24 protein-coding genes are annotated in these 25,403 nt (G+C 69.7%); 13 read left to right on the forward strand and 11 right to left on the reverse strand.

What is annotated here, in order from left to right; translation table 11 throughout:
* Nucleotides 1-204: 204 nt before the first annotated feature.
* Complete coding sequence (locus ACIRRH_RS01310) at nucleotides 205-975, forward strand: helix-turn-helix domain-containing protein (RefSeq protein WP_403059983.1); 771 nt, start codon at nucleotides 205-207, stop codon at nucleotides 973-975.
* A complete protein-coding gene (locus ACIRRH_RS01315) occupies nucleotides 972-1,445 on the forward strand; it encodes an NUDIX hydrolase (RefSeq protein ID WP_403059986.1) in 474 nt (157 codons plus the stop codon). Before ACIRRH_RS01310 ends, ACIRRH_RS01315 begins: the two co-directional genes overlap by 4 nt.
* Here the strand turns inward: ACIRRH_RS01315 and ACIRRH_RS01320 are convergent.
* Both ACIRRH_RS01320 and ACIRRH_RS01325 read right to left on the reverse strand, forming a co-directional pair.
* Nucleotides 1,442-1,987: an HD domain-containing protein gene (locus tag ACIRRH_RS01320; protein ID WP_403059989.1), complete on the reverse strand. Its 546-nt coding sequence runs from the start codon at nucleotides 1,985-1,987 to the stop codon at nucleotides 1,442-1,444. The genes ACIRRH_RS01315 and ACIRRH_RS01320 overlap by 4 nt on opposite strands.
* Nucleotides 1,988-2,015: 28 nt before the next feature.
* Nucleotides 2,016-2,450, reverse strand: coding sequence for a GntR family transcriptional regulator (locus ACIRRH_RS01325; protein WP_403059992.1), 435 nt, complete (start codon nucleotides 2,448-2,450; stop codon nucleotides 2,016-2,018).
* 211 nt (nucleotides 2,451-2,661) lie between these two features.
* Here ACIRRH_RS01325 and ACIRRH_RS01330 point away from each other — a divergent pair, with 211 nt between their 5' ends.
* Together ACIRRH_RS01330 and ACIRRH_RS01335 are read left to right on the forward strand one after the other, a co-directional pair.
* Entirely contained in the window at nucleotides 2,662-3,990 is a 1,329-nt protein-coding gene (locus tag ACIRRH_RS01330; protein ID WP_403059995.1) for a PIN-like domain-containing protein, read from the forward strand.
* A gap of 587 nt (nucleotides 3,991-4,577) precedes the next feature.
* Nucleotides 4,578-4,928 carry a hypothetical protein gene (locus ACIRRH_RS01335; protein WP_403059998.1) on the forward strand — a complete coding sequence of 117 codons (351 nt, stop codon included), beginning with the start codon at nucleotides 4,578-4,580 and terminating at the stop codon, nucleotides 4,926-4,928.
* 183 nt (nucleotides 4,929-5,111) lie between these two features.
* Here the strand turns inward: ACIRRH_RS01335 and ACIRRH_RS01340 are convergent, their stop codons facing one another.
* From ACIRRH_RS01340 to ACIRRH_RS01365, 6 genes are all read right to left on the reverse strand, one after another.
* Nucleotides 5,112-5,666, reverse strand: coding sequence for a hypothetical protein (locus ACIRRH_RS01340; RefSeq protein WP_224277079.1), 555 nt, complete (start codon nucleotides 5,664-5,666; stop codon nucleotides 5,112-5,114).
* A 66-nt stretch (nucleotides 5,667-5,732) separates the two neighbouring features.
* Nucleotides 5,733-6,170 (reverse strand): hypothetical protein, encoded by a 438-nt coding sequence (locus ACIRRH_RS01345; RefSeq protein ID WP_403060001.1) that lies wholly within the window; start codon nucleotides 6,168-6,170, stop codon nucleotides 5,733-5,735.
* Nucleotides 6,171-6,212: 42 nt separating this feature from the next.
* Entirely contained in the window at nucleotides 6,213-7,010 is a 798-nt protein-coding gene (locus ACIRRH_RS01350; RefSeq protein ID WP_403060004.1) for a hypothetical protein, read from the reverse strand.
* A gap of 28 nt (nucleotides 7,011-7,038) precedes the next feature.
* Nucleotides 7,039-7,548 (reverse strand): hypothetical protein, encoded by a 510-nt coding sequence (locus ACIRRH_RS01355; RefSeq protein WP_403060007.1) that lies wholly within the window; start codon nucleotides 7,546-7,548, stop codon nucleotides 7,039-7,041.
* Between the two features lie 61 nt (nucleotides 7,549-7,609).
* The gene (locus ACIRRH_RS01360) at nucleotides 7,610-9,169 is read right to left on the reverse strand and encodes a hypothetical protein (protein ID WP_403060010.1); all 1,560 of its coding nucleotides are present in this window, start codon (nucleotides 9,167-9,169) and stop codon (nucleotides 7,610-7,612) included.
* A gap of 75 nt (nucleotides 9,170-9,244) precedes the next feature.
* Complete coding sequence (locus ACIRRH_RS01365; RefSeq protein WP_403060012.1) at nucleotides 9,245-10,711, reverse strand: pyridoxal phosphate-dependent decarboxylase family protein; 1,467 nt, start codon at nucleotides 10,709-10,711, stop codon at nucleotides 9,245-9,247.
* A gap of 763 nt (nucleotides 10,712-11,474) precedes the next feature.
* Here ACIRRH_RS01365 and ACIRRH_RS01370 point away from each other — a divergent pair.
* The 6 genes from ACIRRH_RS01370 (at nucleotide 11,475) to ACIRRH_RS01395 (ending at nucleotide 19,849) form a co-directional block, all read left to right on the forward strand.
* The gene (locus tag ACIRRH_RS01370; RefSeq protein WP_403060014.1) at nucleotides 11,475-14,045 is read left to right on the forward strand and encodes an ATP-dependent Clp protease ATP-binding subunit; all 2,571 of its coding nucleotides are present in this window, start codon (nucleotides 11,475-11,477) and stop codon (nucleotides 14,043-14,045) included.
* A 94-nt stretch (nucleotides 14,046-14,139) separates the two neighbouring features.
* The gene (locus tag ACIRRH_RS01375) at nucleotides 14,140-15,399 is read left to right on the forward strand and encodes a sensor histidine kinase (RefSeq protein WP_403060016.1); all 1,260 of its coding nucleotides are present in this window, start codon (nucleotides 14,140-14,142) and stop codon (nucleotides 15,397-15,399) included.
* Entirely contained in the window at nucleotides 15,396-16,073 is a 678-nt protein-coding gene (locus tag ACIRRH_RS01380; protein WP_403060018.1) for a response regulator, read from the forward strand. The genes ACIRRH_RS01375 and ACIRRH_RS01380 overlap by 4 nt, the downstream gene beginning before the upstream one ends.
* A 136-nt stretch (nucleotides 16,074-16,209) precedes the next feature.
* Nucleotides 16,210-16,491 (forward strand): SHOCT domain-containing protein, encoded by a 282-nt coding sequence (locus ACIRRH_RS01385; protein ID WP_403060021.1) that lies wholly within the window; start codon nucleotides 16,210-16,212, stop codon nucleotides 16,489-16,491.
* On the forward strand, nucleotides 16,488-17,243 hold the full coding sequence (locus tag ACIRRH_RS01390; protein WP_403060024.1) for an ABC transporter ATP-binding protein: 756 nt from the start codon (nucleotides 16,488-16,490) through the stop codon (nucleotides 17,241-17,243). The genes ACIRRH_RS01385 and ACIRRH_RS01390 overlap by 4 nt, the downstream gene beginning before the upstream one ends.
* Nucleotides 17,240-19,849, forward strand: coding sequence for an ABC transporter permease (locus ACIRRH_RS01395; protein WP_403060027.1), 2,610 nt, complete (start codon nucleotides 17,240-17,242; stop codon nucleotides 19,847-19,849). The genes ACIRRH_RS01390 and ACIRRH_RS01395 overlap by 4 nt, the downstream gene beginning before the upstream one ends.
* A gap of 80 nt (nucleotides 19,850-19,929) precedes the next feature.
* On the opposite strand, the gene ACIRRH_RS01400 is transcribed toward ACIRRH_RS01395, so the two are convergent.
* The 3 genes from ACIRRH_RS01400 to ACIRRH_RS01410 all read right to left on the reverse strand — a co-directional run bounded on the left by ACIRRH_RS01400 (nucleotide 19,930) and on the right by ACIRRH_RS01410 (nucleotide 21,622).
* A complete protein-coding gene (locus ACIRRH_RS01400; protein ID WP_403060030.1) occupies nucleotides 19,930-20,814 on the reverse strand; it encodes a metallophosphoesterase family protein in 885 nt (294 codons plus the stop codon).
* Nucleotides 20,815-21,040: 226 nt separating this feature from the next.
* On the reverse strand, nucleotides 21,041-21,409 hold the full coding sequence (locus ACIRRH_RS01405) for a DUF4190 domain-containing protein (protein ID WP_403060032.1): 369 nt from the start codon (nucleotides 21,407-21,409) through the stop codon (nucleotides 21,041-21,043).
* A gap of 57 nt (nucleotides 21,410-21,466) precedes the next feature.
* Nucleotides 21,467-21,622, reverse strand: a complete 156-nt coding sequence (locus tag ACIRRH_RS01410) for a hypothetical protein (RefSeq protein ID WP_224277104.1) — start codon at nucleotides 21,620-21,622, stop codon at nucleotides 21,467-21,469.
* Nucleotides 21,623-21,742: 120 nt separating this feature from the next.
* Between ACIRRH_RS01410 and ACIRRH_RS01415 the strand changes: the two genes are divergently transcribed.
* From ACIRRH_RS01415 to ACIRRH_RS01425, 3 genes are all read left to right on the forward strand, one after another.
* Nucleotides 21,743-22,372: a TetR family transcriptional regulator gene (locus ACIRRH_RS01415; protein ID WP_403060035.1), complete on the forward strand. Its 630-nt coding sequence runs from the start codon at nucleotides 21,743-21,745 to the stop codon at nucleotides 22,370-22,372.
* 306 nt (nucleotides 22,373-22,678) lie between these two features.
* The gene (locus ACIRRH_RS01420) at nucleotides 22,679-23,533 is read left to right on the forward strand and encodes a serine protease (protein ID WP_403060038.1); all 855 of its coding nucleotides are present in this window, start codon (nucleotides 22,679-22,681) and stop codon (nucleotides 23,531-23,533) included.
* A gap of 236 nt (nucleotides 23,534-23,769) precedes the next feature.
* The gene (locus ACIRRH_RS01425; protein WP_403060041.1) at nucleotides 23,770-25,308 is read left to right on the forward strand and encodes a S28 family serine protease; all 1,539 of its coding nucleotides are present in this window, start codon (nucleotides 23,770-23,772) and stop codon (nucleotides 25,306-25,308) included.
* The last annotated feature ends 95 nt before the right edge of the window (nucleotides 25,309-25,403 follow it).

Consider the following 25,403-nt stretch of genomic DNA (forward strand, 5'->3'; position numbering starts at 1 on the left):
CATGTCTCTTACGATGCCGAGAAGCCGACGCTTCGTCAAGTCCTTCGTTTGGTTCGGCCGGAGAGTCCCGGCCGCGCATCAATAGATTCGACTCTCCGGCCCTGTCGGAACACGGCGCGTCTGGACGGCTACGGTCCGACTTCGCTACGGTCGAAGTCGTCCCGGATCGTCCAAGCGCCGCACCATCGTCCAGGGGAGGGCGAGATGGCCAATGAGAGGCTGCGAGGGGCAATCCTCGGCAGCAATTTGACGATTGAGCAGATCGCGGAGCGGCTGGGCGTGAGCTCGCGAACCGTCGAGCGATGGGTGGAGGCCAAGGACGAGCGCCGGCCGTACCGGCGCTTCCAGTACGCGCTCGCCAACCTGTTGCAGCGAGACCTGTCGGACCTCTGGCCGGATGAGCAGACCAGCAGCGCGGCGGCGGAGGCCGGCCGGGCCGAGCTGGTGAAGCTGTACCCACACCGTGCGGTCGTGCCGAAAGAGCTGTGGACGTCCCTCTATGCGAAGTCCACGCGGCACTTCGACCTGGTGGTGTACGCCGGCTTCTGGCTGTCGGAGGACCCGCTGTTCTTCCGCCTCGTCCGAGAGAAGGCGCAGGCGGGCGTGCCGGTAAGACTGATGCTGGGTGACCCCGACTGCGGGGGAGTGGCCCAACGGGGCGAGGACGAGGGGATCGGCCCAGCGATGGCGGGCAAGATTCGCAACGCGCTCGCCAACTACGCGCCGCTGTTCGGCGTTCCCGGAGTCGAGTTCCGGCTCCACTCGACGACGCTCTACAACTCGCTCTACCGAGCCGATGACGACCTGCTCGTCAACGGACACGTCTACGGTGTCGGCGCCTACCTGGCGCCGGTGATGCACCTCTCCCAGGTGCCCGGAGGCGAGCTGTTCAGCACGTACGTGGCGAGCATCGAGCGGATCTGGGAAAGCTCCCGGATCATCACCTCGCCGAATCTTGAGAGTGAGGCCGCATGAGCCGCATTGACTACTTCCACGACCCGGCCGCCCCGCAGGCGAACTCCGTTGTGCCCTCCGTTACCGCCGTCGTGACGGACGTTGACGGGCGGCTGCTACTGATCCACAAGACGGACAACAACCTGTGGGCCCTCCCCGGCGGCGGCCACGACATCGGGGAGTCCGTAGCGGACACCGTGGTCCGGGAGGTTCGGGAGGAGACGGGGATCGACGTCGAGGTGGTGTCCGTCGTCGGGCTCTATACGGACCCTGGTCACGTCATGGCCTACGACGACGGGGAGGTCCGGCAGCAGTTCTCCATCTGCTTCCGAGCACGCCCTACCGGCGGCGCTCTGCGGACGAGTTCGGAGTCGAAGGAGGTCCGCTGGGTGAACCCGGCGGACCTCGACGACTTGGAAATCCACCCGTCCATGCGGCTGCGGATCAAGCACGGCTTGGCATCGGACCGCACCGAGCCGTACATCGGCTAGGCCGACGTGCCGATCTGGAGCAGCCGGCCTTCGACACGTCGCGCGGCCGCATCGATCTCCGGCTCGGCGCGGCGGATGAATCGGCCGACGACGCTGTCTGGCCCGTAGCGGCCCACGATCTCGCCGATCCGGTCGGGCGTCGTTGTTGGCGTGCCATCCGGAGTGGTGGTCATGTCGCAGTAGATCAGCGCGTCCACCAAATGGGGTTCCTCCAGTGGGAACTCTGCTTCCAACTCCCGGCGAAGGCCCCGTTCCTCGGCTTCGAGCAGGGCGCAGGAGTGGTGGGCGACCAGTCGCACGACGCGCTCGTCCACGTTCTCCGCGCGGAGGAACCGCGCGCCGTCGAGCGGGTGAAAGCCCGTGTCGACGATCCGCGGAGAGTAGCCGACGTCGTGCAGGACCGCTGCGGACTCCAGCAGCTCGGCATCCGGGCCGAGGATGACGGCCAGGGCGCGCGCCTTGCTGGCCACCCCCTTGGAGTGGTTCCAGCGGCGCGGCAGGTCGATGGACAGAAGGGATTCGGCAAGCTCGTAGGCCCACACGATGGCATCCGTTCCTAGGTGGCTGTGGTCAGGAGTGATTGGTGGGAAGTGCGCGGACACGGCGCCCCTTCCCATGACGGACTTCGAGAACGCCTGCGCCTTCCAGCTGAGCGAGGGCACGCCGGACGGTACCCCGTGCGGCACCGGTCGTCTCGGTGAGTTCCTTCTCAGACGGGAAGTCGGCGTCTACGCCGAGTTCGTGAACTAGGGCAGCGAGCTGGTCGAGCACTGGGACCTTCTGCTCGGTCCCGACGACGAGCCACCCGACGCCTGGTTGTGATCGGATCAAGCCCTCGGCGGCGAGGACATCGAGGGCGCGCTTCACCGTGGTGCGGGCGACGCCATGCCCTTGCATCAGGTCAGCCTCTGATGGAAGCGACGTCATGGTGGAGTCCCCGCTGATCTGGGCGCGCAATGCGTCGGCAATCCGCAGGTACGTACCGCGCGGGCTCCGCTCGGGCACGGGGTAGCTCCTTCCGTAGGTGGATACCTAGACAGGATGGACGATCCTGGGGGCAGGCTGCCAGCGGCAGAGCAGTAGTAGCTGCGAGACGAGTGGACTCTCCGAAGGCTGGTTTCTTCAGGCGTTCTTCCAAAATGGGTGCAGTCTGGCAGTGACTGGGGCATGATGATGGGCCAGTTACTAGTTCGTCGGACGTGCGTTGGAGATTTCGGTGTCCGATTCAGAGGATCGCGCCAGAGAGTCAAAGAGCCTTCATGATTGGTTCCCGGCATTTCATCCGAAGAGTACCGAAGAGCTGACAATTCTCATTCAGGGTGGCCTGGTCGCCCTTGATGCAAATGTGCTGCTAGACCTCTATCGATATATTCCCCAGGCTCGAAATGAGCTGATCTCGGCGTTGCGGGAGCTGGGTGACAGGCTCTGGGTTCCCTATCAGGCCGGAAAGGAGTTTCACGAGCGACGATTCAATGCCATTTCAAATCAACAGAAGAGCTTTGATGATGCCTTGTCGTCTCTCGTGCAGGCTAAGTCGCAGGCGCTGAAGTCCCTGGAGCAACTGCAGGCTGCATGTTCAATTCCAGAGGCCGAATTGGCCGATTGCGTGAGATCACTGAAGCGGGCATTCGGCGGCGCTGAAGGAAAGGTCAAGGGGCAGCGAAATAGGCTGGATGTAGATCAAAAGTCGGCTATTTCTGGAGATCATATCCTCCGGGAGATCGATGACCTGCTTGATGGGAAGGTTGGTCCACCCCTCGAAGCCGATTCTGAAGTTCGCGTCCGAGAGGGTGCCGAGGCTCGGTTTTCTCAAAAGATACCTCCTGGTTTCGAGGACTCCGGAAAATTGGGCGACAGGTCCCTTGGCGATCTGCTGCTCTGGGAGCAGTTGATTGCGGAAGCTAAACGGCGCAAGATTCCCGTTCTGCTGGTCTCTCGCGAACAGAAGCCGGATTGGGTGCGCAGGAGGAATGAGGATGTTCTCGGGCCGCACCCTCTCTTGGTGGATGAGATGAATCTGCGTGCGGGAATTTCGTTCCACCTCATGCACCCGGGGGACTTTCTGCGCGTTGCCAAGACCGCACTGAAGGTCGCGGTAAGTCCCTCGACTGTTGAGGTGGTAAAGAGGGGGAGGGGGATTGAGGTCGAGCACGTCGCGCAAAATCGACTGTTCCGCCAGGGGTCGATTTTGGGGGGTGAACGCGTAGAGATGGCGCTCGTTGAGCGGGAGCACCATATGCAAAATAGAATGCACCAACTGAAAATGAGGCAAGCGGCTTTCCTGGGGGATGCTTCGACGCTTAGGGCGCAGCTCGCTGAACTCGGGAGTGACTCGGCAGAATTTAACCATGGCACAGCGCGTGAGACGATAGCCGACCTTCAAGTTATTGAGACCAACCTCGCCCAGGTTGAGCGGGAGATAAGATCCTTGGATGCCGAATGGAAAAGTATTGCCGCTTTGATCGCTGATCTGAATGAGAGTCGAGCCGCGCGCTTATCGCGGAATCGGCAGATGGATTTCCCGCCTGGCGATTCGGATGGTTAGCCGCTGTAATGGGAACCGGCGCTTAACGCCCTCGCATCAGAGCGGAAGGTCGGCTTTCGATGCGTGCTAGTTCGCGGCCATACGTGGCCGCCAAGATGTGACGTTGGTCATCGATAGCTATGTCGGCGGACACCGGTCGCCCATCAGGTACTCAGACGGGTCGGAACTGCGCGCGAACCCGTAGCTTCTGATACCGCCTACTTGAACCTCGGGGTACGTGTGCTGCTGCTAGACCGCTGTGTGAGCTGAAGTGGCGTGCGCCTTCTGGGGCTCCGATGACGGCAGATCCTGACGGCAACACCGGCGGACGTGAGACGGCAACGGATGTCGCCTGCGGCCGGCTGGCGGGAGACGCGTGCGGCTTCACTGAGCCTGGGCGAATGGTCGAACGAGCTTACAAAGCAGATGTCGGCGGTTCGAAACCGTCCGCGCCCACCCTCCGAACAGCAGGAACCGAGGCTGCGGCCCAGGTCGGGACAGGTGTCCCGACCTGGGCCGCAGTCGTTCCGGCGATCTCGCCACCGCGAACAGGCGATCGGGACCGACCATCGCTCCGGAGTCGCGGGTCGGACGTCGTCCTCTCACTCGTGAGGAAGCGTTCCCCGGCGTGTGCGGGGCCTGCGGGTGCCGTCCTGGACCACGGGTACTACGAGACGACTGCCAATCACGGGAACCGGCTTCTCATCTTCAACTACACGGCTTGGGGCTGGATCTGGGTCGTCGTCGGGATCGCACAGATTCTGGCCAGCCTGGGTGTGTTCCTGGGGGTGAGGGCTGCCCGGATCACCGGCATCGTGCTCACCTCGATGTGCCCGGTGGGCCAGCTGATGTTCCTGTCGACCTTCCCCTTCTGGTCGCTGTTCATCATGACGATGTCGCTCCTGGTCATCTACGGGCTGGTGTCCGAGCCCCGACACGTGGTGGGCATGCGAGTGTGAGCCCCGGCCCGGGGACGGGAAGTGCCGAGGCGGCCGCACCTCGACCGGACCCTGGTGATCGTCGGCGCCCTCGCCCTGCGGCTCGGTGGCGAAGCTCGCCGCGCACCCGAGGCCGGCAGCGAACGAGCCCGGTGTCCCCGACCGCGATGGTCGGGGACACCGGGCTCACGCGGTGTCGGCCTGTCAGACCTCGATCACCCGCAGCGCGGGGTGGTCGACCGTGTTGAGGTAGAGCTTCTCCTTGGTGCCCTCCTGCTCCAGCTCGATGACCAGCCGGTACCGGTACAGGCCGGGCTTGGCGGTGCTGAGCACGGTGCCGGCCCAGTAGTAGTAGACCGGGGTCAGCGGCGAGCGCATGCGGTCGGGCATGCCGTAGATCTTGAGCTCGGTGAAGAGCTTCCGCTCGGCCACGTCCTCCTCGTCACCCAGCTCGGTGTCGAGGATTACGATGTTGTTGATCTTGGGCATCGGCGGCCAGGTGCCGTCCAGCCGCCGCTCCATGTCGATCGGGCGGATGATCCAGTTCAGCACCTGGCCCTGCTTGCAGACCGTCTCCAGCTGCCGGGTGCCCTGGCCGGACCCGCCGACGCTGTTGTCCATCATGTACATCGCGTCGCCCAGCGAGCGGTTGGCCGTGGCCCGCTCCATGTTCACGAGCGTGACGATGTTGAGCTGTACCGAGTTCAGCTGCCCGGGGTTCTGCTTGTCCGCCGAGGCGCTGCTTGTACTGGTAGTCAAGGTTCCTCCTTCGAGCGCGCCGTTCCGGGCGGTCCAGTGCCCGGAGCCGTCCGCTGCTCAGAGCTGTCAGGTGGCCTGGCCGACCAGGACGGGCGACACAGTGGTGGTGATCGGCTCGACCTGCGTCCCCAGCCGGAACCTGATCCGGTACGGCACCGGGGACGTGGCGTCCTTCTTCACCGTCCCGGTCCAGTAGGCGACGTCGGTGCCCGGGTACACCTTCCGGACCGGCTCGCACACCTCGGGGTCGATCACGATCCCGTCGATGGCCACGAAGGCCTCGCACTCGAGCGCCAGCACGTTCCAGAGCAGCTGGTCGCCGGCCCTGACCTTGGTCCGCAGCTCCTCGGTGCCGAAGTCGGCGGACCCGCCGGCCTTGTTGGTGTCGTACAGGTACAGGTGGCCGTGGGTGCTCTGGGACGCCAGCATGCCCACGCAGTCCACCACCGCGGTGATCGAGATCGGGCGCTTCGGCGTGGTCTTCAGCCGTGGCTTGGTGGTCATCTACTCCTCCTCGTCCTTACCGGGACTTCCTGGGTCAGGGGCTCAGCCGAAGGCGGCCGGGGCGATCGGCAGGTAGCCCATGCCGGCCCCGGTGAAGCCGTTCCGCTTGGGCTCCGCGGTGATCCGGAGCTTCGACTCGCAGGTGAGGTTGACCGGCTCCCAGGTCCAGTCGCCCGCCCGCCGGACCAGCTCGTGGAGCTGGATCCGCATCTTGTAGCTGTAGGTCCCGGGCCGGGAGGTGTCGATCGTTGCCGACCAGTACCAGCCGTCGGTCACCAGGTCCGGGGAGCCGTACTCGGCCGGGTAGATGACCTTCTCGTCCACCGCCTGGCCGAAGATGTCGGTGATCACCGGCGCCGGGTAGTTGTGGGTGTCCTGGCCGTGGTCGGAGACCACCCGGCCCGTGACGTCCAGGACCCGCTGCCCGGAGAGGGCCCGGGAGCGCGAGGTGCCGTTGACCCTGGTGCCGACGGTCTTCCGGATCCGGGCGAGTGCGGCCTCGGTGTCGCCGTTCGCCACCCCGGGCTTCTCGGTCAGCGTCGCGAGCTCCGCCAGCGCCTCCTTCTCGGCCTCCCGCGCCCGGGTGGTGTGGTAGCCGCGGGGCACCGTCGGGGGGATCGAACCGAGGCTGTACGGAAGCCAGTTGAGCACCTGCTCGCCGGCCTGCGAGCCGTCGCTCCAGTAGGTGCCGTTGATCGCGGTGACCAACTCGCCGGTGCCCTGGTTCAGGGAGCCCTGGAGCTTCATGTTGTCGAACAGATAGGTGTTACCGGTCAGCGTCCGGGACTCCAGCGCGTTGCCGACGTCCACGAGCACGATGATCGCCAGTTGTTGGGCCATGCGCCCACCCTCCTTGTCGGTGTTCCGCCTACAGGCACATCAGTGCGGGCGAGTCGACGTGCAGCACGCTGTGCTCGCCCTCGTACATCTGGAGCTCCAGCCGGTACCGGTACGGCACCCCGGGCACCAGGTACGGCGGCACCACGCCGGACCAGACGTTGAGGTCCAGCTGTCCGCCCGCCACCCGGTGGCCGGCCGACGGTGCGCCGCCCGCGCCGTCCGCGCCGCCCGCCGCACCGCCGTCCGTGCCCTCGGCCGGGCCGCCGTGGTCGACGCCGTGCGCGGTCGCGCCCGCACCCTCGTCCGCCGGCACGAAGCTGATGCTCCGGATCTCGACGGGCGTCTGCAGGTCCACCGCCAGGGCGGACCACTGGACCACCTGGCCCGGCACCACCACGGTGCACAGGTCGGGCGTTCCCTGGTTCTTGCTCTCGAACGACCCGTCGTCGATCAGGCAGAGGTTGCCGTTGAGCAGCGTCTTGTCCGACAGCGCGCCGATCACGTCCACCACGACGGCGATGTTCACTTGCGGTTTCATACTCACTCCATTCCTCAAACCAACGTTCCGGAGCGGCAGTTGTACCGTCCCGCCGGTTCTGTCAGCCCCGGTCGCGCACCAGCGGCACCTTGCCGACCGACGTCCGCTCGATCTCCGCGGACGCCCTGGGCACGAACTTGATCAGGAACCGGTAACCGGTCTTCTCGATCGAGGCGGGGTTCGCCTCGCCCTGGTTGAACAGCGAGAGCGAGCGGGGCAGCGCGTTGACGAAGACGTGCTGGACGCCGTACGGGCCGAGCGCGGCGTCCATCCGGTACGTCAGACCGGGGACGTCGTCGACGGACGCCAGCAGCGTGATCGTCTTGCCCTCGCGGTGGTTCACGAACTGGATCTCGTGGGCGACCACGTCCAGGTCCGTCGCCGTGGCCTTGAGCAGGTCCTCGCGCAGCGCCTCGTACGCGCGCGGGGCCGAGTACTGGCTGTCGTTCAGGTGCAGGATGTCCCCGGTGCGGCCGGCGAACTCGAACCGGCCGGTCTTCGGCCCCGGCCCGTCCAGCCTCGGGCGGCGGATCATCCGGTCGCCCAGCTTCAGCCGCAGCAGCGGTGCCTCGTGCCCGTGCAGCCGGGTGACGACCAGCTCGCCCTCCTCGCCCTCGGCGACCCAGCGGCCCTGCTCGTCGACGATCTCCACCAGGTGCAGCCCGGGCACGGCCGCCAGGTAGGGCGACTCCTCCGTCAGCTGCAGCCCGATGGTCTCGGCCTGGGTGGCGGCGAAGTAGCTGAGGATCGTCAGGTTCGGGTACATCGCCTTGAGCTCCGCCCGCTTGCGCTGCGGCAGCACCCCGCTCCCGTACAGCGCCACCCGGAAGCTCTCCTTGGCCTCCTGGCTCATGCCCGCGCCGAGCTCGCTGAGGATCGCGATGCCCGCGGTGATCCCCATCAGCGCCTTCGGGCCGGGGTACGAGAACATGTGCTCCAGCACCGGGGCGGTGACCGGACCCGCGCCGATGTAGTTGACCCCCGGCACCTGGGCCAGCACCCCGCCCACCATGGTGCCGCTGCTCCACATCTGGTAGTCCGCCAGCGTGGTGTACAGCCACTTGGGGTCGTTGCCGGGCAGGTACCCGCCGAGCTGGTAGGCGCCCATGAAGCGGCCGGCCACCTCGTAGGTGTCCCGCAGCTCCCGCAGCGAGTACACCGACTCCAGCGGCTTCCCGCCGCTGGTGCCCCCGCTGGCCACGATCTCGAAGCCGCCGCGCGCCAGCGGCACCACCATGCCCGGACGCGAATCCATGAAGAACTCGCGCTGGGTCTCCTTGTCCGACAGCGGGATCCGCTGCCACTCCTCGTACGTCTGCGGGGCGCCGCTGATGCCGGCGCCCGAGAGGCGGCTGCGCCAGAGCGGGTTGAGCCGCACCGTGTTGACCATCTGCTGGAGGCGGCGCAGCACCAGGGCGTCCTGGATCTCGTGCGAGACCTCGCTGTACGGCGCCTGGCAGACCCGCTCGCACTCGCGGAGCTTGCTCGCGAACGAGGGGAGCTTCTCCACGGCCTCGACCGAGTCCGGCTTCAGTTCCCACTCGGGGATCAGCCAGTTCGCCAGTTCACCGGCGCCGCCGGGGGCCGCCGGCCGGGTGGGCGCGGTGCTCACTGCACTCATCGTCAATTCCTCGTCCTCGTGTTGTTCACTTTTTCATGTGCTGCGGTTCGTTCGGACGCGACTCTTCGGCGGCCTTCAGCCGGCATCGGCCAGGACGTCGGCGCCGACCCGCCTGATCTCACCGAGCAGCATCCGGAAGTGATCGACGGTGATCTGGTGGTTCATCATGACCACGCGCAGCGCGGCGACCCCGTCGATGTTCACCTTGGAGATGAAGAAATTCCCCTGGATTTTGATCCGGTTCCTGATCGCCACCTGGAAGCGGTGCACGTGTTCGTCCGGGAGTTCGGCGGGACGGTAGCGGAAGCACAGGATGTTGGCTTCCGGCCGGTGCACCGTTTCGAATTCCGGTTCGTCCTGGAGGAGCCGGTGGATCTCCTCGGTCAGTTCACAGAGGTGCTCGATCTTCTCGGCGAACAGGGCCCGGCCGTAGACGGACCAGAGGGTCCACAGCGGCATGATCATGGGCCGCTTGGTGCACTCGAAGTTCCTGGCACCGCTGTCGAGCTCGGTGTAGCGGTCCGGCTCCTCGTCGAAGACGTAGCTGGCGCGCTGCTGGAAGGCCCCGAGGCTGTCCTCCTTGTTCCGGTAGAACAGCAGCGTGCAGGGCGCCGGAACGAACATCATCTTGTGTGCGTCCCACGCCAGGGAGTCGGCCTTCTCGATCCCCCGCAGCTTGTGCCGGAGCCGGTCGGAGACCAGCAGGCTGGCGCCGTGTGCGCCGTCGACGTGCAGCCAGATGCCCGCGGCCCGGGCGATGTCGGCGAGCCCGTCGAGCGGGTCGAAGGCGCCGACCGAGGTGGTGCCGGCCGAGGCGACCAGGGCGAACACCTTCAGTCCCCGCTGCTCGGCGGCCTCCAGGGCCGGCCGCACCTGCTCCAGGCAGATCTGCTGCTCCCGGTTGATCGGCAGGCGCACGATCTGCGACTCGCCGATCCCCAGGATCCCGGCCGCCCGCGAGACGCTGTAGTGCACGTCCGCGCCGACCGCGATGGCGGGGCGGGGCAGGCCGTGCGCCGTCGGGCTGCCGCCCGACCAGAAGTCGGGGAACATCTTGTTCCTGGCCGCCAGCAGTGCGGTCAGGTTGGCCAGTGACCCGCCCGAGGTGGTCACCATGGCGAAGGAGTCCGGCTCCCAGCCGATGAATCGATTCAGCTCCTCGGCCATGATGCGCTCGGCCACGCTGGGCAGCTGGCCCGCCTCGTAGAACGAGGACGGCTGGTTGACCACCGAGCTGACGAAGTCGACGACCCCGCCCAGCGGCACCACGCCCGAGAACTGCCGCCCCATGTAGCCGGGTGAGTGGACCTGGATCCCCGTCCTGACGTACAGGTCGGTGATCCCGTCCAGCCGCTTCTCGTCGAAGGCCGCGATCTTCTCGCGCTCGGAGGTCATCAGGGCCCTGGCGGCCTGGGTCAGTGTTTCGGGGTCGATCAGTTCGAGCCCTCTGATCGAGGAATCGGCCAGATGGCTTTCCAGTCGGCTCAGTACCGTCTCGGAATTCTCGCGGAACAGCTCGGGGTCGAACGTGTCGGCCAGCATTTCGCCGGCGCGCGGTTTTCCGACCCTGAGAGATGCGGAGGGACTCGGCTTCCGAGCGCCGAGCAACGGTCCCACTCCGCCTTTTTGCTCGATCATCTTCTGATTCGAGCGAGATTCCACCATAGGAGCCCCCCAATGGCCCTTGTTGAGGACATCGAGACTTTCCCTTTCCGGCAGTGTCCATGTCCAGCCGGGTCACTCCAACGAGTGAATCTTCGTTTTTTGTAGGCGTTCGATTGCGCATCGTCGTGACTCGACTCAAGTGCGTGACCGCCGGTAATGTCGCTGGCCAGGCCGGTGAAGTGGTCCATCACATTTCAAACGCCAAAATCGAACAGGGCGGCGACTATTCAAACGCCAGCCAGGAATATGCTGTTTTGGCCTGACGGTTCGCCCGGCGGGCCGATTCCGGTCTTTCTGGCTGGTAACAGGCAGGCCTGCGGCCCGGCCCTCGCGCCGCACCCGGCTTCGGGGTCCGGTGATCTTGTGTGGTGGGGAGGTGGGATGGCGTGTGATGTGGACGGCGTGATCCGGCTCTTCGACGGCCGCCCACGCGCAACGTCGCGGGCGGGTTGCCGGCGATGGCGGTGACGTACAGCGGCGGTGCGCTGTCGGAGCAGGTCACCGGGCGAACGCGGCCGCCGTGCGGCCGGACGGCGGCGAGGCCCGGGCACGCCGGGCGACGGCCCCGGCCGGCTCGACGGGCGAGGCGCCACGGCCTGTGTTTGTGTGGCTGCAAACCGCTTGGGAGAGGTGAATCGCCGTGTCCATGCCCCCGTTCGGATCGAACGATCCGTTCTCCGACCTGCTCAGCCGGTTCTTCGGGATGAGCCCGATGGCCTCCCCGCCCGCCGTGCAGCGAGTACCGATCGGGCGGCTGCTCAGCGAGTCCTCGCAGGAACTCCTCGCGCTGGCCGCGCAGCGCGCGGCCGAGGACGGCTCCAACGACCTCGACACCGCGCACCTGGCCTGGGCGGCCACCCGGGTGGGCCCCTCGCGCCGGATGCTGGAACGGGCCGGCGTCGATCCGGACCGGCTCTCCGGCGACCTGGAGCACGCCCTGCCGTCCGGCAGCCGCGACGCGGTGGACGTCCGGCCGGCGCTCACCCCCGCGGCCAAGCGCGCCCTGCTCGCCGCACATGCCCGCTCGCAGGCGGTCGGCGCCTCGTACATCGGCCCGGAGCACATCCTCGGCGCGCTGCTCGACCAGGAGCGCTCGGGCGCCGGCGTGGCGCTGCGCAACGCGGCGCCCTCGCAGGAGGCACTGAAGTCGGTGCTGGAGGAGCGCGGCACCGGCGGTGAGCGCGGCAGCACGGGCGCCCGCCCGAGCGAGACGCCGACGCTGGACGAGTACGGGCGCGACCTCACCGAACAGGCGCGTTCGGGCCGGCTGGATCCGGTGGTGGGGCGGGCCGAGGAGATCGAGCAGACCGTCGAGATCCTCTCCCGGCGGACCAAGAACAACCCCGTGCTGATCGGCGAGCCGGGCGTCGGCAAGACCGCGATCGTCGAGGGCCTGGCCCAGCGGATCGTCTCCGGGGACGTGCCGCAGAGCCTCAAGGAGAAGCGGGTGGTCACCCTCGACCTGACCGCGCTGGTGGCCGGCTCCAAGTACCGGGGCGAGTTCGAGGAGCGGTTGAAGAACGTGATCGACGAGGTCACCGCGGCCGAGAAGAGCGTGATCCTGTTCCTGGACGAGCTGCACACCGTGGTTGGCGCGGGCAGCGGCGGCGAGGGCTCGATGGACGCCGGAAACATCCTCAAACCGGCGCTCGCACGCGGCGAGTTGAGCGTGGTCGGCGCGACCACGCTGGACGAGTACCGCAAGCACCTGGAGAAGGGCGCCGCGCTGGAGCGCCGCTTCCAGCCGGTGCTGGTGCCCGAGCCGAGCGTCGACGAGACGGTCGAGATCCTCCAGGGGCTGCGCGACGCGTACGAGGCGCACCACCAGGTGCGGTTCACCGACGAGGCGCTGGACGCGGCGGCGACGCTCTCCGACCGGTACGTCAGCGACCGCTTCCTGCCCGACAAGGCGATCGACCTGCTGGACCAGGCCGGTGCCCGGGTCAGGCTGCGCAGCCTGAGCGGGTCCACCGAGGCGACCGGGGTGCAGGACCGGATCACCAAGCTGAAGCGGGAGCTGGACGAGGCCGTCGCGGACGAGGAGTTCGTCCGGGCCGCCAACCTGAAGACCGAGCTGCGGCAGACCGAGGACGAGCTGGCGGCGATGGCCGAGTCCCGCGAGGAGGTCGTCGACGTGACGGCCGACGACATCGCGCAGGTGCTCTCCTCCCGGACCGGCATCCCGGTCGCGGAGCTGAACGCGACCGAGAAGGAGCGGCTGCTCAAGCTGGAGGAGCACCTGCACGAGAAGGTGATCGGCCAGGACGAGGCGGTCACCGCCGTCGCCCAGGCGGTGCGCCGCGGCCGGGCCGGGATGGGCGACCCGGAGCGGCCGACCGGCTCCTTCCTCTTCCTCGGGCCGACCGGCGTCGGCAAGACCGAGCTGGCGAAGGCGCTGGCGGCGCTGCTGTTCGGCGACCCGGACCGGATGATCCGCTTCGACATGAGCGAGTTCCAGGAGAAGCACACCGTCTCCCGGCTGGTCGGCTCCCCGCCCGGGTACGTCGGCTACGAGGAGGCCGGGCAGCTGACCGAGGCGGTGCGCCGCAAGCCGTACAGCGTGCTGCTCTTCGACGAGGTGGAGAAGGCCCACCCGGACGTCTTCAACCTGCTGCTCCAGGTGTTGGACGACGGGCGGCTGACCGACTCCCAGGGGCGTACGGTCGACTTCCGCAACACCGTGGTGATCATGACCAGCAACATCGGCTCGCAGCGGATCCTCGACCGCGCGGGGGAGATGGAAGCCCGGAGCGGAGCTCCTGACGCGGCGCTGCGGGACGACCTGATGCACGATCTGCGGCGGCAGTTCCGGCCGGAGTTCCTCAACCGGATCGACGAGGTGATCGTCTTCCACGCGCTCACCAGGAAGGACCTGCTGTCGGTGGTGGACCTGCTGCTGGACCGCAGCCGGCGCCGGCTGCGGGCCCAGGACGTCGAGCTGGACGTCACCGAGGCGGCCAAGGAGTACCTGGTCAACCGGGGCTACCAGCCGGAGTTCGGGGCCCGGCCGCTGCGCCGGACGATCCAGTCGGAGCTGGACAACCGGATCTCCAACCTGCTGCTGGACGGTTCGGTGCGGGAGGGGGACACGCTGATCGCGGACGTGAGCGACGGGGAGCTGGTGGTCACGCTGGCGCGGCCGGAGGCGTCGGCGACCTTCGACGAGGCGCAGGCGAAGGCCCGGGCGTCCGCGGACGCTGCGGAGGGCTGAGGGCGAGCCGCGGTCGGGCGTACTCCAGCGGGAGTACGCCCGAACGCCACTGGTGGAGGACGCGCGGGGACGGGGCGCGGTCTAGCTTGTGGGCATGATGCCGCCCACGTCCCCGCCGACCGAGCCGCCCCCGACCGAGCCGCCCCCGGCGGAGCAGCCGCCGGAGGAGCCGCCCGAGCCGTGGCGCCCGCCGTGGGTGCGCGCGGCCAAGGCGGGCTACCCGCTCGGGGTGGCGGCGGCGGTCGCGGTGCTCCAGGTGGTCGGCTCGACCTTCGCCGCGCACAACCAGCACGGGCGGGTCCCGCTGGACGCCTTCGGCTACCTGCTGCTGCTGCTCGGGCCGGCCCTGCTGGTGCTGCGCGACCGCCGGCCGGTCGCGGTGGTGGCCGGCACCTCGGTGGTCACCGCCGGGTACCTGGCCGGCGGGTACCCGTACGGGCCGGCCTTCGTGAGCTGGCTGATCGCCTGCTGCGTGGCGATCGGCTCCGGGCACCGCCGGGCGGCCTGGGCCGGCGTGGGCGGGGTCTACCTGGTCCACCTCCTGGTCACCTTCGTCCTGCCGGAGAGCTGGCAGCGCGCGGCCCCGCCGTCCGGCAGCATCTGGCCGCAGGAACTCGGGCTGTCGGCCTGGCTGCTGCTGGTGATGGCGGGGGGCGAGCTGGTCCGGTTCCGGCGCGAGCGGATCGCCGCCCACCGGGCCTACCGGCAGCAGCTGGAGGAGCGCCGGGCCAACGAGGAACGGCTCAGGATGGCCCGGGAGTTGCACGACATCCTGGCGCACAGCCTGTCGCTGATCAACATCCAGGCCGGGGTCGCGCTCGCGCTGCTCGACCGGCGGCCGGAGGAGGCCCGCGGCGCACTGGTCACCATCAAGTCGACCAGCAAGGAGGCGCTCGGCGAGGTCCGCCAGGTGCTCGCGACGCTGCGCGGGCCCGGGGCGGCGCCGCGCGGGCCGGCCCCCGGGCTGGACCGGCTGGACGAACTCACCGAGCAGGCGGACCGGGTGGGCCTGGAGGCGGAGGTGCAGGAGCGCGGCGAGCGGCGCGAGCTGTCCGCCACCGTCGACCTCGCCGCCTTCCGGATCGTCCAGGAGGCGCTCACCAACGTGGTGCGCCACTCGGCGGCCCGGCAGGCGGTCGTGGTGCTGGACTGGAGTGACCCGGCCGTGCTGGTGGTCCGGGTGGAGGATCCGGGGCCCGCGGTCCTCGGTGACGCGGGCGGGTCGGGCAGCGGGCTGGTCGGGATGCGGGAACGCGTGGCGGCGTTCGGTGGCACCATCACCGCGGGGCCGCTGCCGGACGGCGGCTTCCGGGTCCGGGCGGAGCTGCCGACACCGAAGGCGGAGAGCGATTGATTCGGGTACTGCTGGCGGATGACCAACTGCTGGTCAGGGCGGGCTTCCGGGCCCTGCTGGACCTCCAGGACGACCTCACGGTGGTCGGCGAGGCGGGTGACGGCGAGGCGGCGCTGCGGCTCACCCGCGAAATCGTGCCGGACGTCGTACTGATGGACATCCGGATGCCGCGGATGGACGGGCTGGAGGCGACCAGGAGGATCGCCGAGGACCCGGCGCTGTCCTCCGTCCGGGTGGTCGTGCTGACCACCTTCGAGCTGGACGAGTACGTCTTCGAGGCGCTGCGCTCGGGGGCGGCGGGCTTCCTGGTCAAGGACACCGAGCCGGCCGACCTGCTGCGGGCGATCCGGGTCGCGGTCGCGGGGGACGCGTTGCTCTCGCCGGGGGTGACCAGGCGGCTGATCGGCGAGTTCGCCGCCCGGTCGAAGGCTCCCGAGACCGTGCCGGAGGGCCTCTCGGACATCTCGATGCTGACCGAGCGGGAGCGCGAGGTACTGGCGCTGGTCGGGATGGGGCTGTCCAACGAGGAGATCGCCCGGCGGCTGGTGGTCAGCCCGCTGACGGCGAAGACGCACGTCAGCCGGGCGATGGCGAAGCTCGGCGCGCGGGACCGGGCGCAACTGGTCGTGCTGGCCTACGAGTCGGGGTTGGTGCGGCCGGGCTGGCTGGGCTGAGCGGCCCCTACTCTTCCGGGAGTATCCCAACTGTCGCTGCTGGTAGGACGCGTGATGAGACCGCTCGGCGGGACGCTCTAGGCACCTCGGGAACCCCCGAGGTCCTGGAGGCCCACCACCGAGGAGTTGAACCACCATGTACACGCAGCTGGCCGACTGGCACGGCCCCGGCCCGTGGATCCTGCTGATCCCGCTGGTCTGGATCGCCGTGGTGGTCCTGGTGATCGCGGTGCTGCGCCGCACGGTCCGGCGGCGGCACGGCTGCGGGTTCGGGGGCGGGGCCGTGGCGGAGCATCCGCTGGCCGTCCTGGGCCGCCGCTACGCCGAGGGCGACATCGACGCCGAGGAGTACCGCGCCAAGCGGGCCGTGCTCAGCGAGCCGCCGCGGGACGACACCAGGGGAGGTGGCACCAGGTGACCACCCTGGACGTCGTACGAGGCGCCGCCGCCCGGGTCGCCGATGCCGTGAAGATCTACGGCATCGGCGGCACCGAAGTCCGGGCGCTGGACCACGTGACGGTGGAGTTCCCGGCCGGGCGGTTCACCGCGATCATGGGCCCGTCCGGCTCGGGCAAGTCCACCCTGATGCACTGCGCGGCCGGGCTGGACACGCTCACCGCCGGCACCGCCTGGATCGGCGACACCGAGCTCGGCACACTCAACGACCGGCGGCTCACCCTGCTGCGCCGGGAGCGGATCGGTTTCGTGTTCCAGGCCTTCAACCTGGTGCCCACGCTCACCGTCCTGGAGAACATCACCCTCCCGCTCGATCTGGCCGGGGCCGCCCCCGACCAGGCCTGGCTGGAGACGCTGGTCGACGTGGTCGGCCTGGGCGACCGGCTGCAGCACCGTCCGAGCGAGCTCTCCGGCGGCCAGCAGCAGCGGGTCGCGGTGGCCCGGGCGCTGGCCGGGCGGCCCCGGGTGGTCTTCGCCGACGAGCCGACCGGCAACCTCGACTCCCGCAGCGGCGGCGAGGTACTCGGCCTGCTGCGCCGGGCGGTGGACGAGATGGGCCAGGCCGTGGTCATGGTCACCCACGATCCGACGGCCGCCGGCTGGGCCGACGAGGCGCTCTTCCTCGCCGACGGACGGCTGGTGGACCGGATGCGGCAGCCCACCTCCGCCCTGGTGCTGGACCGGATGAAGGCCTTCGAACGGGGGCGGTCGTGAGCGAGCGGATCCGAGCGAATCGAGGCGGGCGCACGAACACCGTTCCCCTCCGGCTCAGCCTGCGCTCGCTGCGCGCCCACCGCAGGCGGCTGGCCGGCACCCTCCTGTCCATCCTGCTCGGGGTGAGCTTCCTGACCGGCACGATGGTGCTCGGCGACACCCTGCGGGCCAACTTCGACACCCTCTTCGCCGACGCCAACGCCGGCACCGACGTCGTGGTCCGCAGCGCCGACGTGCTGGACTCGCCGGGCACGGTCGGCGGGGTACGGGCGCCGGTGGCGGCGGCGCTCGCCGACCGGCTGCGCACCGTACCCGGGGTGGCGGCCGCCGAGCCGTCGGTCCAGGGCGCGGGCCAGCTCATCGGAAGCAACGGCAAGCCGATCGGCGGCCAGGGCCCGCCCACCCTGGCGGGCAACTGGCTGACCGACGGCCGGCTCAACCCCTACCGGCTGGCCGAGGGCCGGCCGCCGGCCGCCCCGGGCGAGGTTGTGGTGAACCGGGGCGCGGCGAAGGCGGGCGGGCTGCACCTCGGCTCGACCACCGTTCTGCGCACCCCCGATCCGGTACCGGTCACCGTCGTCGGCATCGCCACCTTCGGGGCGGACGCGGACGGCATGGGGCCGAGCACCTTCACCGCGATGACCTTCGCGGACGCCGAGCGGTACCTCACGCCCAAGGGAGAGGGGCAGGCCGCCTCGATCCAGGTCCGCGCGTCGGGCGGGGTCTCCCAGCGGGAGCTGGTCGACCGGATCACCCCGCAACTGCCCGCCGGCGTCCAGGCGATCACCGGTGCGGCGGCCACCCAGGAGTCCACCCAGGTGCTGTCCGGGCGGTTCCTGACCATGTTCACCACGCTGCTGCTGGTCTTCGCCGGGATCGCGTTGCTGGTGGCGACGTTCACCATCCACAACACCTTCGCCATCGTGGTCGCCCAGCGGACCAGGGAGCACGCGCTGCTGCGGGCGCTCGGCGCGGTGCGCGGCCAGGTGCTCGGGGCGACGCTGGCGGAGGCGCTGGTGGTCGGCCTGCTGGCCTCGCTCGGCGGGCTGCTGGGCGGGATCGGGGTGGCCGCCGGGCTCAAGGCGCTGTTCTCGGCGCTCGGCTTCGCCCTGCCGACCGGTGGCATGGTGATCAGCGCGGCCGCCGTCCTGCTGCCGCTGCTGGTCGGCACCCTGGTCGCGGTGGGCTCCGCGCTGCTGCCGGCCGTCCGGGCCGGGCGGACGGCTCCGCTCGCGGCCCTGCGGGACACGGGCGTCGACCGGGCGGCGCAGGGGCGCTCGGGCACCGTCCGGGTGGTGCTCGGCAGCCTGCTGCTGACCGGGGGAGTGCCGGTCGCCGTCCTCGGTGCGACCGACGGCCCGTCCGTGCTGCTGACGGCGCTCGGGGCACTGGCGGTGCTGGCCGGCACGGTGGTGCTCGGCCCGGTCGCCGCGGCCGGCGCGGTGCGGATGTTGGGCGCGCCGCTGCCCAGGCTGCGCGGGGTCTCCGGGGTGCTCGCCCGGCGTAACGCGGCCCGCAACCCACGCCGGACGGCGGCCACCGCGAGCGCGCTGATGATCGGAGTCGCGGTGGTCACGCTGTTCACCGTGTTCGGCGCCTCGATCAAGGCCACCCTGGACGACACGGTGAGCAAGTCCTTCGCGGGCGATCTCGCCGTCACCACCGCCTCGTTCGGGGCCGGCGGCAGTGGGATCAGTCCCAAGGTGGCGGACGCCCTGGCCGCCCTGCCCGAGGTGCGGCAGACCGTCGGGCTCGGCCGGGGCGTGGCCCGGATCGACGGGCACGGCCGGACGCTGGACGTGACCGACCCGGCCCGGCTGTCCGGGATCGTCGACCTCGGCCGGGTCGACGGCTCACTGGCCGCGCTCGGCACGGACGGGCTGGCGGTCTCCCGCAGCGAGGCGCAGCAGCACGGCTGGCTGCTCGGACAGTCCGTCACCGTGGGCTTCACCGACGGCACGAGCGGCCCGTTCACCATCCGCGCCCTGTACGAGGGCGGCAGTCTGGCCGGCGACTACCTGATGACCCGACAGGCCTGGGCCCCGCACCGGGGGCAGGACGCGGACACCATGGTCGCGATCGGGCTGCGTGACGGCGTCTCGGCTGCGGCGGGCAAGGCGGCGGTGGAACGGGCGCTGGTCCCGTACGGCAGTCCGCAGGTGCAGGACCGCGCCGAGTACGCGAAGAGCGCGGCCTCTGGCGTCGACATGATGCTCTCGGTGGTCTACGCGCTGCTGGCGCTGGCGGTGCTGATCGCGCTGCTGGGCATCGCCAACACCCTGACGCTGGCGGTGCACGAGCGGACCAGGGAGTTGGGGCTGCTGCGCGCGGTCGGCCAGACCAGTGGTCAGCTGCGGGGCATGGTGCGCTGGGAGTCGGTGCTGGTGGCGGCCTTCGGGACGGTCGGCGGGCTGGGCCTCGGAGCCTTCCTCGGCTGGGCCCTGGTGCGGGCCTCGGACAGCGCGGGGACGGGATCGTTCGCGATACCGCCCGTGCAGCTGGCCGTGGTCCTGGCGGCCGGGCTGCTGGCGGGCGCGGTGGCCGGACTCCGCCCGGCGGGGCGGGCGGCGCGGCTGGACGTCCTGCGGGCGATCGCGGCCGAGTAGGAGGTGACGGAAGAGGAGGCGGCGGGACAGCAGGTGACGGCGTAGCGGCGTGGGACAGGAGGGGCCGGTGAATCGGAGGGTCAGCCCGCGGACTGCGGGAAGACCTCCCGCAGCAGCGGGTCCGGCAGTCCGCGCTTGCGCCACTCGCGCGGGTAGCCGAGCGAGACCTCGGTGAACGGAACGCCGTCGTAGGTGGTGCGGCGGGGGATGTGGAGGTGACCGTAGATCATCGCCGCGGTGTTGAACCGGGTGTGCCAGTCGGCGGTCAGCTCGGTTCCGCACCACTGGGCGAACTCGGGGTACCAGAGGATCTCGGTGGGCTGGCGGACCAGCGGGTAGTGGTTGACCAGGACGAGCGGGACGTCCGGGTCGCAGGCCGCCAGCCGCTTCTCGGTCAGCCGGACGCGCTCGCGGCACCAGGAGTCGCGGTCCGGGAACGGGTCCGGGTAGAGCATCCGCTCGTCGGCGCAGACGATGCCGCTCTCGTAGGCGGCCGCCAGGGAGGCCTCCTTGGTGGTCGTGCCCGGCGCACGGAAGGTGTAGTCGTAGAGGAGGAAGAGCGGGGCGATGCGGACCGGTCCGCCGGGGCCCTCCCAGAGCGGGTACGGGTCCTCGGGGGTCACCACGCCGAGCCGGCGGCAGCGTTCCACCAGATGCTCGTAGCGGGCCACTCCGCGCAGCTGGACCGGGTCCTCGGGGTGGGTCCACAGCTCGTGGTTGCCGGGCACCCACACCACGCGGGCGAAGCGCTCGGCGAGCAGGCCGAGGGCCCACTCGATGCTGGTGGTGAGCTCGGCGACGTCACCGGCGACGAGCAGCCAGTCGCCGGGGTGGGAGGGCTGGAGCTTCTCCACCAGGTCGCGGTTCTCCTGGTAGGAGATGTGCAGATCGCTCACGGCGAGCAGCCGTCCGCCTGACGGGGTGGACCGCGCCGGCTGTGCGTCGCTGCGGTTCTCCGTAGTCACTCCTGCCCCCTGAGGTCGCCCGGCCGATGGGGCCCACCCTACGTGGCGGGCCGGGGGAGCGGGGCGGGTTGACGGGATCAGCCGTTCCAACCGCCGTTCAGGGAACCGAGGTCAGCCCGGTGAATCAAGGGCGGAACGGTGATCCATTGCCGGAACGGTGGCTCAGGGGCGGATCGGAGGGCGATGCAGGAGCAGGAGCCCGGCGTGGAAGGCGGGTTGGGCCGGTTCAGGAGCCGATGTCGATGAGCACGCCGTGGGAGGTGGCGATGGTGACGGCGAGGATCACCAGCGAGGCGATGCCGAGGGTCAGGCCGAGGAGGGCGCGGCCGCGCCGGCTGGTGCCGCGGATCAGGGCCAGCGTGGCCAGGGTGATGGCGATCGGCCCGAGGACGATGTTGAACAGCAGCAGGCCGGGGAGGCCGAGGAGGAAGGAGGCGATGGCGAGGCCGTCCGCCTCGGAGGTGCCCTGACGGTCACTCTCCTGGACGAGGGCCTCCGGGCGACCGGTGCTCCGGCGGCTGACGCTCTGACGGCCGGCGCCTTGGCGGCTGACACTCTGGCGGCCGATGGCCGGACGTTCGGTGACGGTGCTCATGGTGGTGCGGATCCTCTCTGTGGAGTGGCCGCGGGTGCGGTCCGCGGAGCGGCCGGGTCAGCGGTGCCGGAGGCGGGCGATGCCCTCGCGGGCGCCGAAGGCCAGCAGCCAGGCGGTGATGCCCGCGGAGGCGGCGAGGAAGACCGGGAGCGAGGTGTGGGCGGCGGTGCCGATCAGGACACCCATGGCGACCAGGGCGGAGAACAGGATCACGGCTGGCTCCTTCGGCTGCGGCTGGGACTGCGCCGATTTCGGTTGACAAGTGTTCACTGACTTCGGCCCCACTGTACGCTCGGCTGGCCAAGTTCAGCAAACGAATGTTTACTGAATGGCGTGAGTCACACCGTTGGGGCCAGGCAGGCCCAGAAGCAGCAGAGCCGACGGGCATTGCTGGACGCCGGGCTGCACCTGTTGGCCGATCAGAACCTGGCGAGCCTGGGAGTCCGTGAGGTCACCCGCGAGGCGGGGCTCTCCCCGGCCGCCTTCTACCGGCACTTCCCGGACCTCGCCGCCCTCGGGGTGGCGCTGGTCGAGGAGTCGCTGGCCAGCCTGCACGTCATGATCCGCTCGGTGCTCGCCGAGGCCGGCGGTGCCGAGGAGCTGATCGACCGTGCGGTGGACGTGATCGAGCGGCACGTCCGCGAGCACCGGGCGCACGTCCGCTTCCTGGCGCGTGAGCGGCACGGCGGAGTCCGGCAGGTGCGCGAGGCGATCGACGCCGAACTCGGCCGCTTCGCCGCCGAGGTGGGAGACGCCCTGGCGCTGCAGCCGGTGTCGCAGGGGTGGAGCGAGCGGGATCTGCGGATGCTCGCCGAGCTGTACGTCGACCACATGGTGTCCACGGCCGCCGCCTTCCTGGAGGCGCTGGAGACGGACCCGGCCCGGGGGCGGCGGATCGCCGCGACCGCCCGCCTCCAGCTGCGCCTGATCAGCCTCGGCCGGGAACACTGGCAGGCGGGTTGACCGTCCCTGCGCGGGAGTTGACGGCCTCGGCGGCGGCGACCGGCCGGCCCGCGATCCGGACCGCCGATCAGGAGCCGCCGATCAGGGGTGCGAGCTGAGACCGCCGATCCAGGGTCGCGAGCTGAGGCCGCCGAGCCGGACCGTGAGCCGGATCGCGAGCCAGGCGGTTGATCCGGTTGGCGGCGGTAACCGGCCATTGCGTCTTGGGTGGTTCTTGGCGTTGCTTTGACTCTTGACAGTAAGTCATGTCCGGGACAGCTTTGGTGGACCCCCACCCGTGGACCCCCCCACACCGAGAGGTCTCTCATGAAGAAGCCGCTCATAGGCACGGTAGCCACGCTCCTGATCTCCGGAGCCACCGCCCTCGTCGGGGCTGTTCCGGCCCAGGCCGCAGCCCCCGCCGCCGAGTCCGCCACCAAGCCCGTCTCCGCCGTCACCTTCGCCGGGACGGTCGCACTCAGCAACTGCTCCGGCTCGCTGGTGCGGATGCCCGGCTCGGCCGCGAGCGACCCGGCCCTGGTGCTCTCCAACGGTCACTGCCTGGAGACCGGCATGCCCGGCCCGGGCGAGGTGGTCCTCAACCGTTCCTCCAGCCGGACCTTCACCCTGCTCAACGCCAGCGGCGGCAGCGCCGCCACGCTGCGTGCGACCAAGATCGTCTACGGCGCGATGACCGACACCGACGTGTCGATCTACCAGCTGAACACGACCTACGCCTCGATCCAGTCCCGGTACGGGATAGCCCCGTTGACCATCGCCGCCACCCACCCGGTCCAGGGCACCTCGATCCGGGTCGTCTCCGGCTACTGGAAGAAGATCTACTCCTGCTCGGTCGACGGCTTCGCCTACCGGCTGAAGGAAGCCGACTGGACCTTCAAGGACTCGGTCCGCTACACCTCCGCCTGCAACGTGATCGGTGGCACCTCCGGCTCGCCGGTGGTCGACGCCTCGACCGGCCAGGTGGTCGCCGTCAACAACACGATCAACGAGAACGGCGAGTCCTGCACCCTGGACAACCCCTGCGAGGTGGACCAGAACGGCGCGGTGACGGTCCGCCGGGGCATCGGTTACGCCCAGGAGACCTACGGGATCCCGGCCTGCTTCGCCGCCGGCAACCGCTTCGACCTCACCCTCCCCGGGTGCACCCTGCCCCGCCCGTAGACGAGTAGCCACCCGGCTCGGCGGGGAACGCTCGACCCGACGGAATCCTCAACCGGCAGCAGAGCAGGGCGACCCCACTGACCAGCACTTCTTCCCGATGGGCCATCCGTGAACGGCGGGTGGCCCATTCGGCCGTCCATCGGCCGGCCGCCGCCGCATCACCCACGCCGCATCACCCATGCCGCACGGCCGTACCGGCAGGCGGCAGTCATGTCAGTTGAACAGAGGGAGAGTTGATGACCACCACCGTGAGAAGGCTGCTGGTTTCCGCCTTGCTGATACCGCTGCTCGCGTTCGGCGGCCTGGTGAGCCCGGCGTCCGCCGCCGACGGCCAGGGCGCGCAGGGCGCACAGGGTGCCCAGGCGGGACAGGGAGACCAGGGCGACCAGGGCAACGGGTCCCGCCACGGCCGGAGCCCCGCCGACGACCCGAACGCCGACATCAAGGACCGCCTGGCGGCGATCCCCGGGGTGACCATCACCGAGGAGAAGCCGACCACCACCGGTCACCGGTACTTCATCGCCACCTACACCCAGCCGATCGACCACTTCCGGCCCTGGCTGGGCACCTTCCAGCAGCGCTTCAGCGTGTTGCACCGCGGCTACGACCGCCCTACCGTTTTCTACACCAACGGCTACACCCTGGGCACCAGCCCGTCGCGCACCGAGCCGACCCGGCTGGTGGACGGCAACCAGGTGTCCATCGAGTACCGGTTCTTCACCCCCTCCCGCCCGGAGCCGGCGGACTGGTCGAAGGCCGGCATCCGCCAGGGCGCCGCGGACTCGCACCGGCTGGTGACCGCGCTCAAGCGGATCTACCAGGAGGAGTGGCTGTCCACCGGCGGCAGCAAGGGCGGCATGTCGTCCACCTACTTCCGCCGCTTCTACCCGGACGACGTGGCCGGCACGATCGCCTACGTCGCGCCGAACAACACGAACGTCAACGACTCCGAGGCGTACAGCGAGTTCTTCCGCACCGTTGGCACCCCCGAGTGCCGGGCCAGGCTGAACGCCGCCCAGCGCGAGCTGCTGGTGCGCCGCGACCGCCTGGAGGCCCGTTACATCGCGGACAACAAGGCGGCCGGCTCCACCTTCGACACCCTCGGCACCCCGGACCGCGCGTACGAGGCCGGCGTGCTGGACGTGGTCTGGGCGTTCTGGCAGTACAGCCTGGAGTCCGACTGCGCCAAGGTCCCGGTGGCCGCCACCGCGACCGACGACGAGCTGTACGCCTGGTTCGACGCGCAGTCCGGCATCACCGGCAACAGCGACCAGTCGCTGGCGAAGTACACCGCGTACTACTACCAGGCCGCCACCGAGCTGGGCGCGCCGTTCTTCGACGTCTCGCACCTCAAGGGCGTGCTGCACTACGACTACAAGGAGCTCTACTCGGTCCGCACCTTCGTGCCGAAGGAGATCCCGACCGTCTTCAACCCGAACGCGATGCCCGACATCGACCGCTGGGTGAAGCGCGAGGGTGAGCGGATCATGTACGTCTACGGCGGCAACGACCCGTGGGGCGCCAAGCCGTTCCGCCTCGGCCGGGGCAGCGAGGACAGCTACGTCTACACCGTGCCCGGCGGCAACCACGGCTCCAGGATCGGGCAGCTGCCCGCCGCCCAGTCGGCGGAGGCCACCGCCAAGGTGCTGGAGTGGGCCGGTCTGGGTGACCCGATCGCCGCCCGCTCGCTGACCAAGTCGCCGCAGCCGATCGCGGACTTCGGCCCGCTGGACGTCGAGGGCCAGCGGCTGGAGCAGGAGCGCCGCCCGCTGTAGCACGGGCGCAGCAAGCCGCACCACGAAGCACGAGCAGGAGGCCGCCCCGCGTTCCGGGGCGGCCTCCTCACGTCGTTCCGGGCCTCCTCGCACAT

The sequence above is a fragment of the Kitasatospora sp. NPDC101235 genome (assembly GCF_044767505.1).
GTDB lineage: Bacteria > Actinomycetota > Actinomycetes > Streptomycetales > Streptomycetaceae > Kitasatospora.

Coding starts and splice junctions, on each gene's coding strand:
- ACIRRH_RS01405 (WP_403060032.1), bottom strand. CDS start 21,409: ATGAGCACCGTCACCGAACGTCCGGCCATCGGCCGCCAGAGTGTCAGC.
- ACIRRH_RS01315 (WP_403059986.1), top strand. CDS start 972: ATGAGCCGCATTGACTACTTCCACGACCCGGCCGCCCCGCAGGCGAAC.
- ACIRRH_RS01310 (WP_403059983.1), top strand. CDS start 205: ATGGCCAATGAGAGGCTGCGAGGGGCAATCCTCGGCAGCAATTTGACG.
- ACIRRH_RS01420 (WP_403060038.1), top strand. CDS start 22,679: ATGAAGAAGCCGCTCATAGGCACGGTAGCCACGCTCCTGATCTCCGGA.
- ACIRRH_RS01350 (WP_403060004.1), bottom strand. CDS start 7,010: ATGGCCCAACAACTGGCGATCATCGTGCTCGTGGACGTCGGCAACGCG.
- ACIRRH_RS01360 (WP_403060010.1), bottom strand. CDS start 9,169: ATGAGTGCAGTGAGCACCGCGCCCACCCGGCCGGCGGCCCCCGGCGGC.
- ACIRRH_RS01355 (WP_403060007.1), bottom strand. CDS start 7,548: ATGAAACCGCAAGTGAACATCGCCGTCGTGGTGGACGTGATCGGCGCG.
- ACIRRH_RS01375 (WP_403060016.1), top strand. CDS start 14,140: ATGATGCCGCCCACGTCCCCGCCGACCGAGCCGCCCCCGACCGAGCCG.
- ACIRRH_RS01425 (WP_403060041.1), top strand. CDS start 23,770: ATGACCACCACCGTGAGAAGGCTGCTGGTTTCCGCCTTGCTGATACCG.
- ACIRRH_RS01365 (WP_403060012.1), bottom strand. CDS start 10,711: ATGCTGGCCGACACGTTCGACCCCGAGCTGTTCCGCGAGAATTCCGAG.
- ACIRRH_RS01385 (WP_403060021.1), top strand. CDS start 16,210: ATGTACACGCAGCTGGCCGACTGGCACGGCCCCGGCCCGTGGATCCTG.
- ACIRRH_RS01345 (WP_403060001.1), bottom strand. CDS start 6,170: ATGACCACCAAGCCACGGCTGAAGACCACGCCGAAGCGCCCGATCTCG.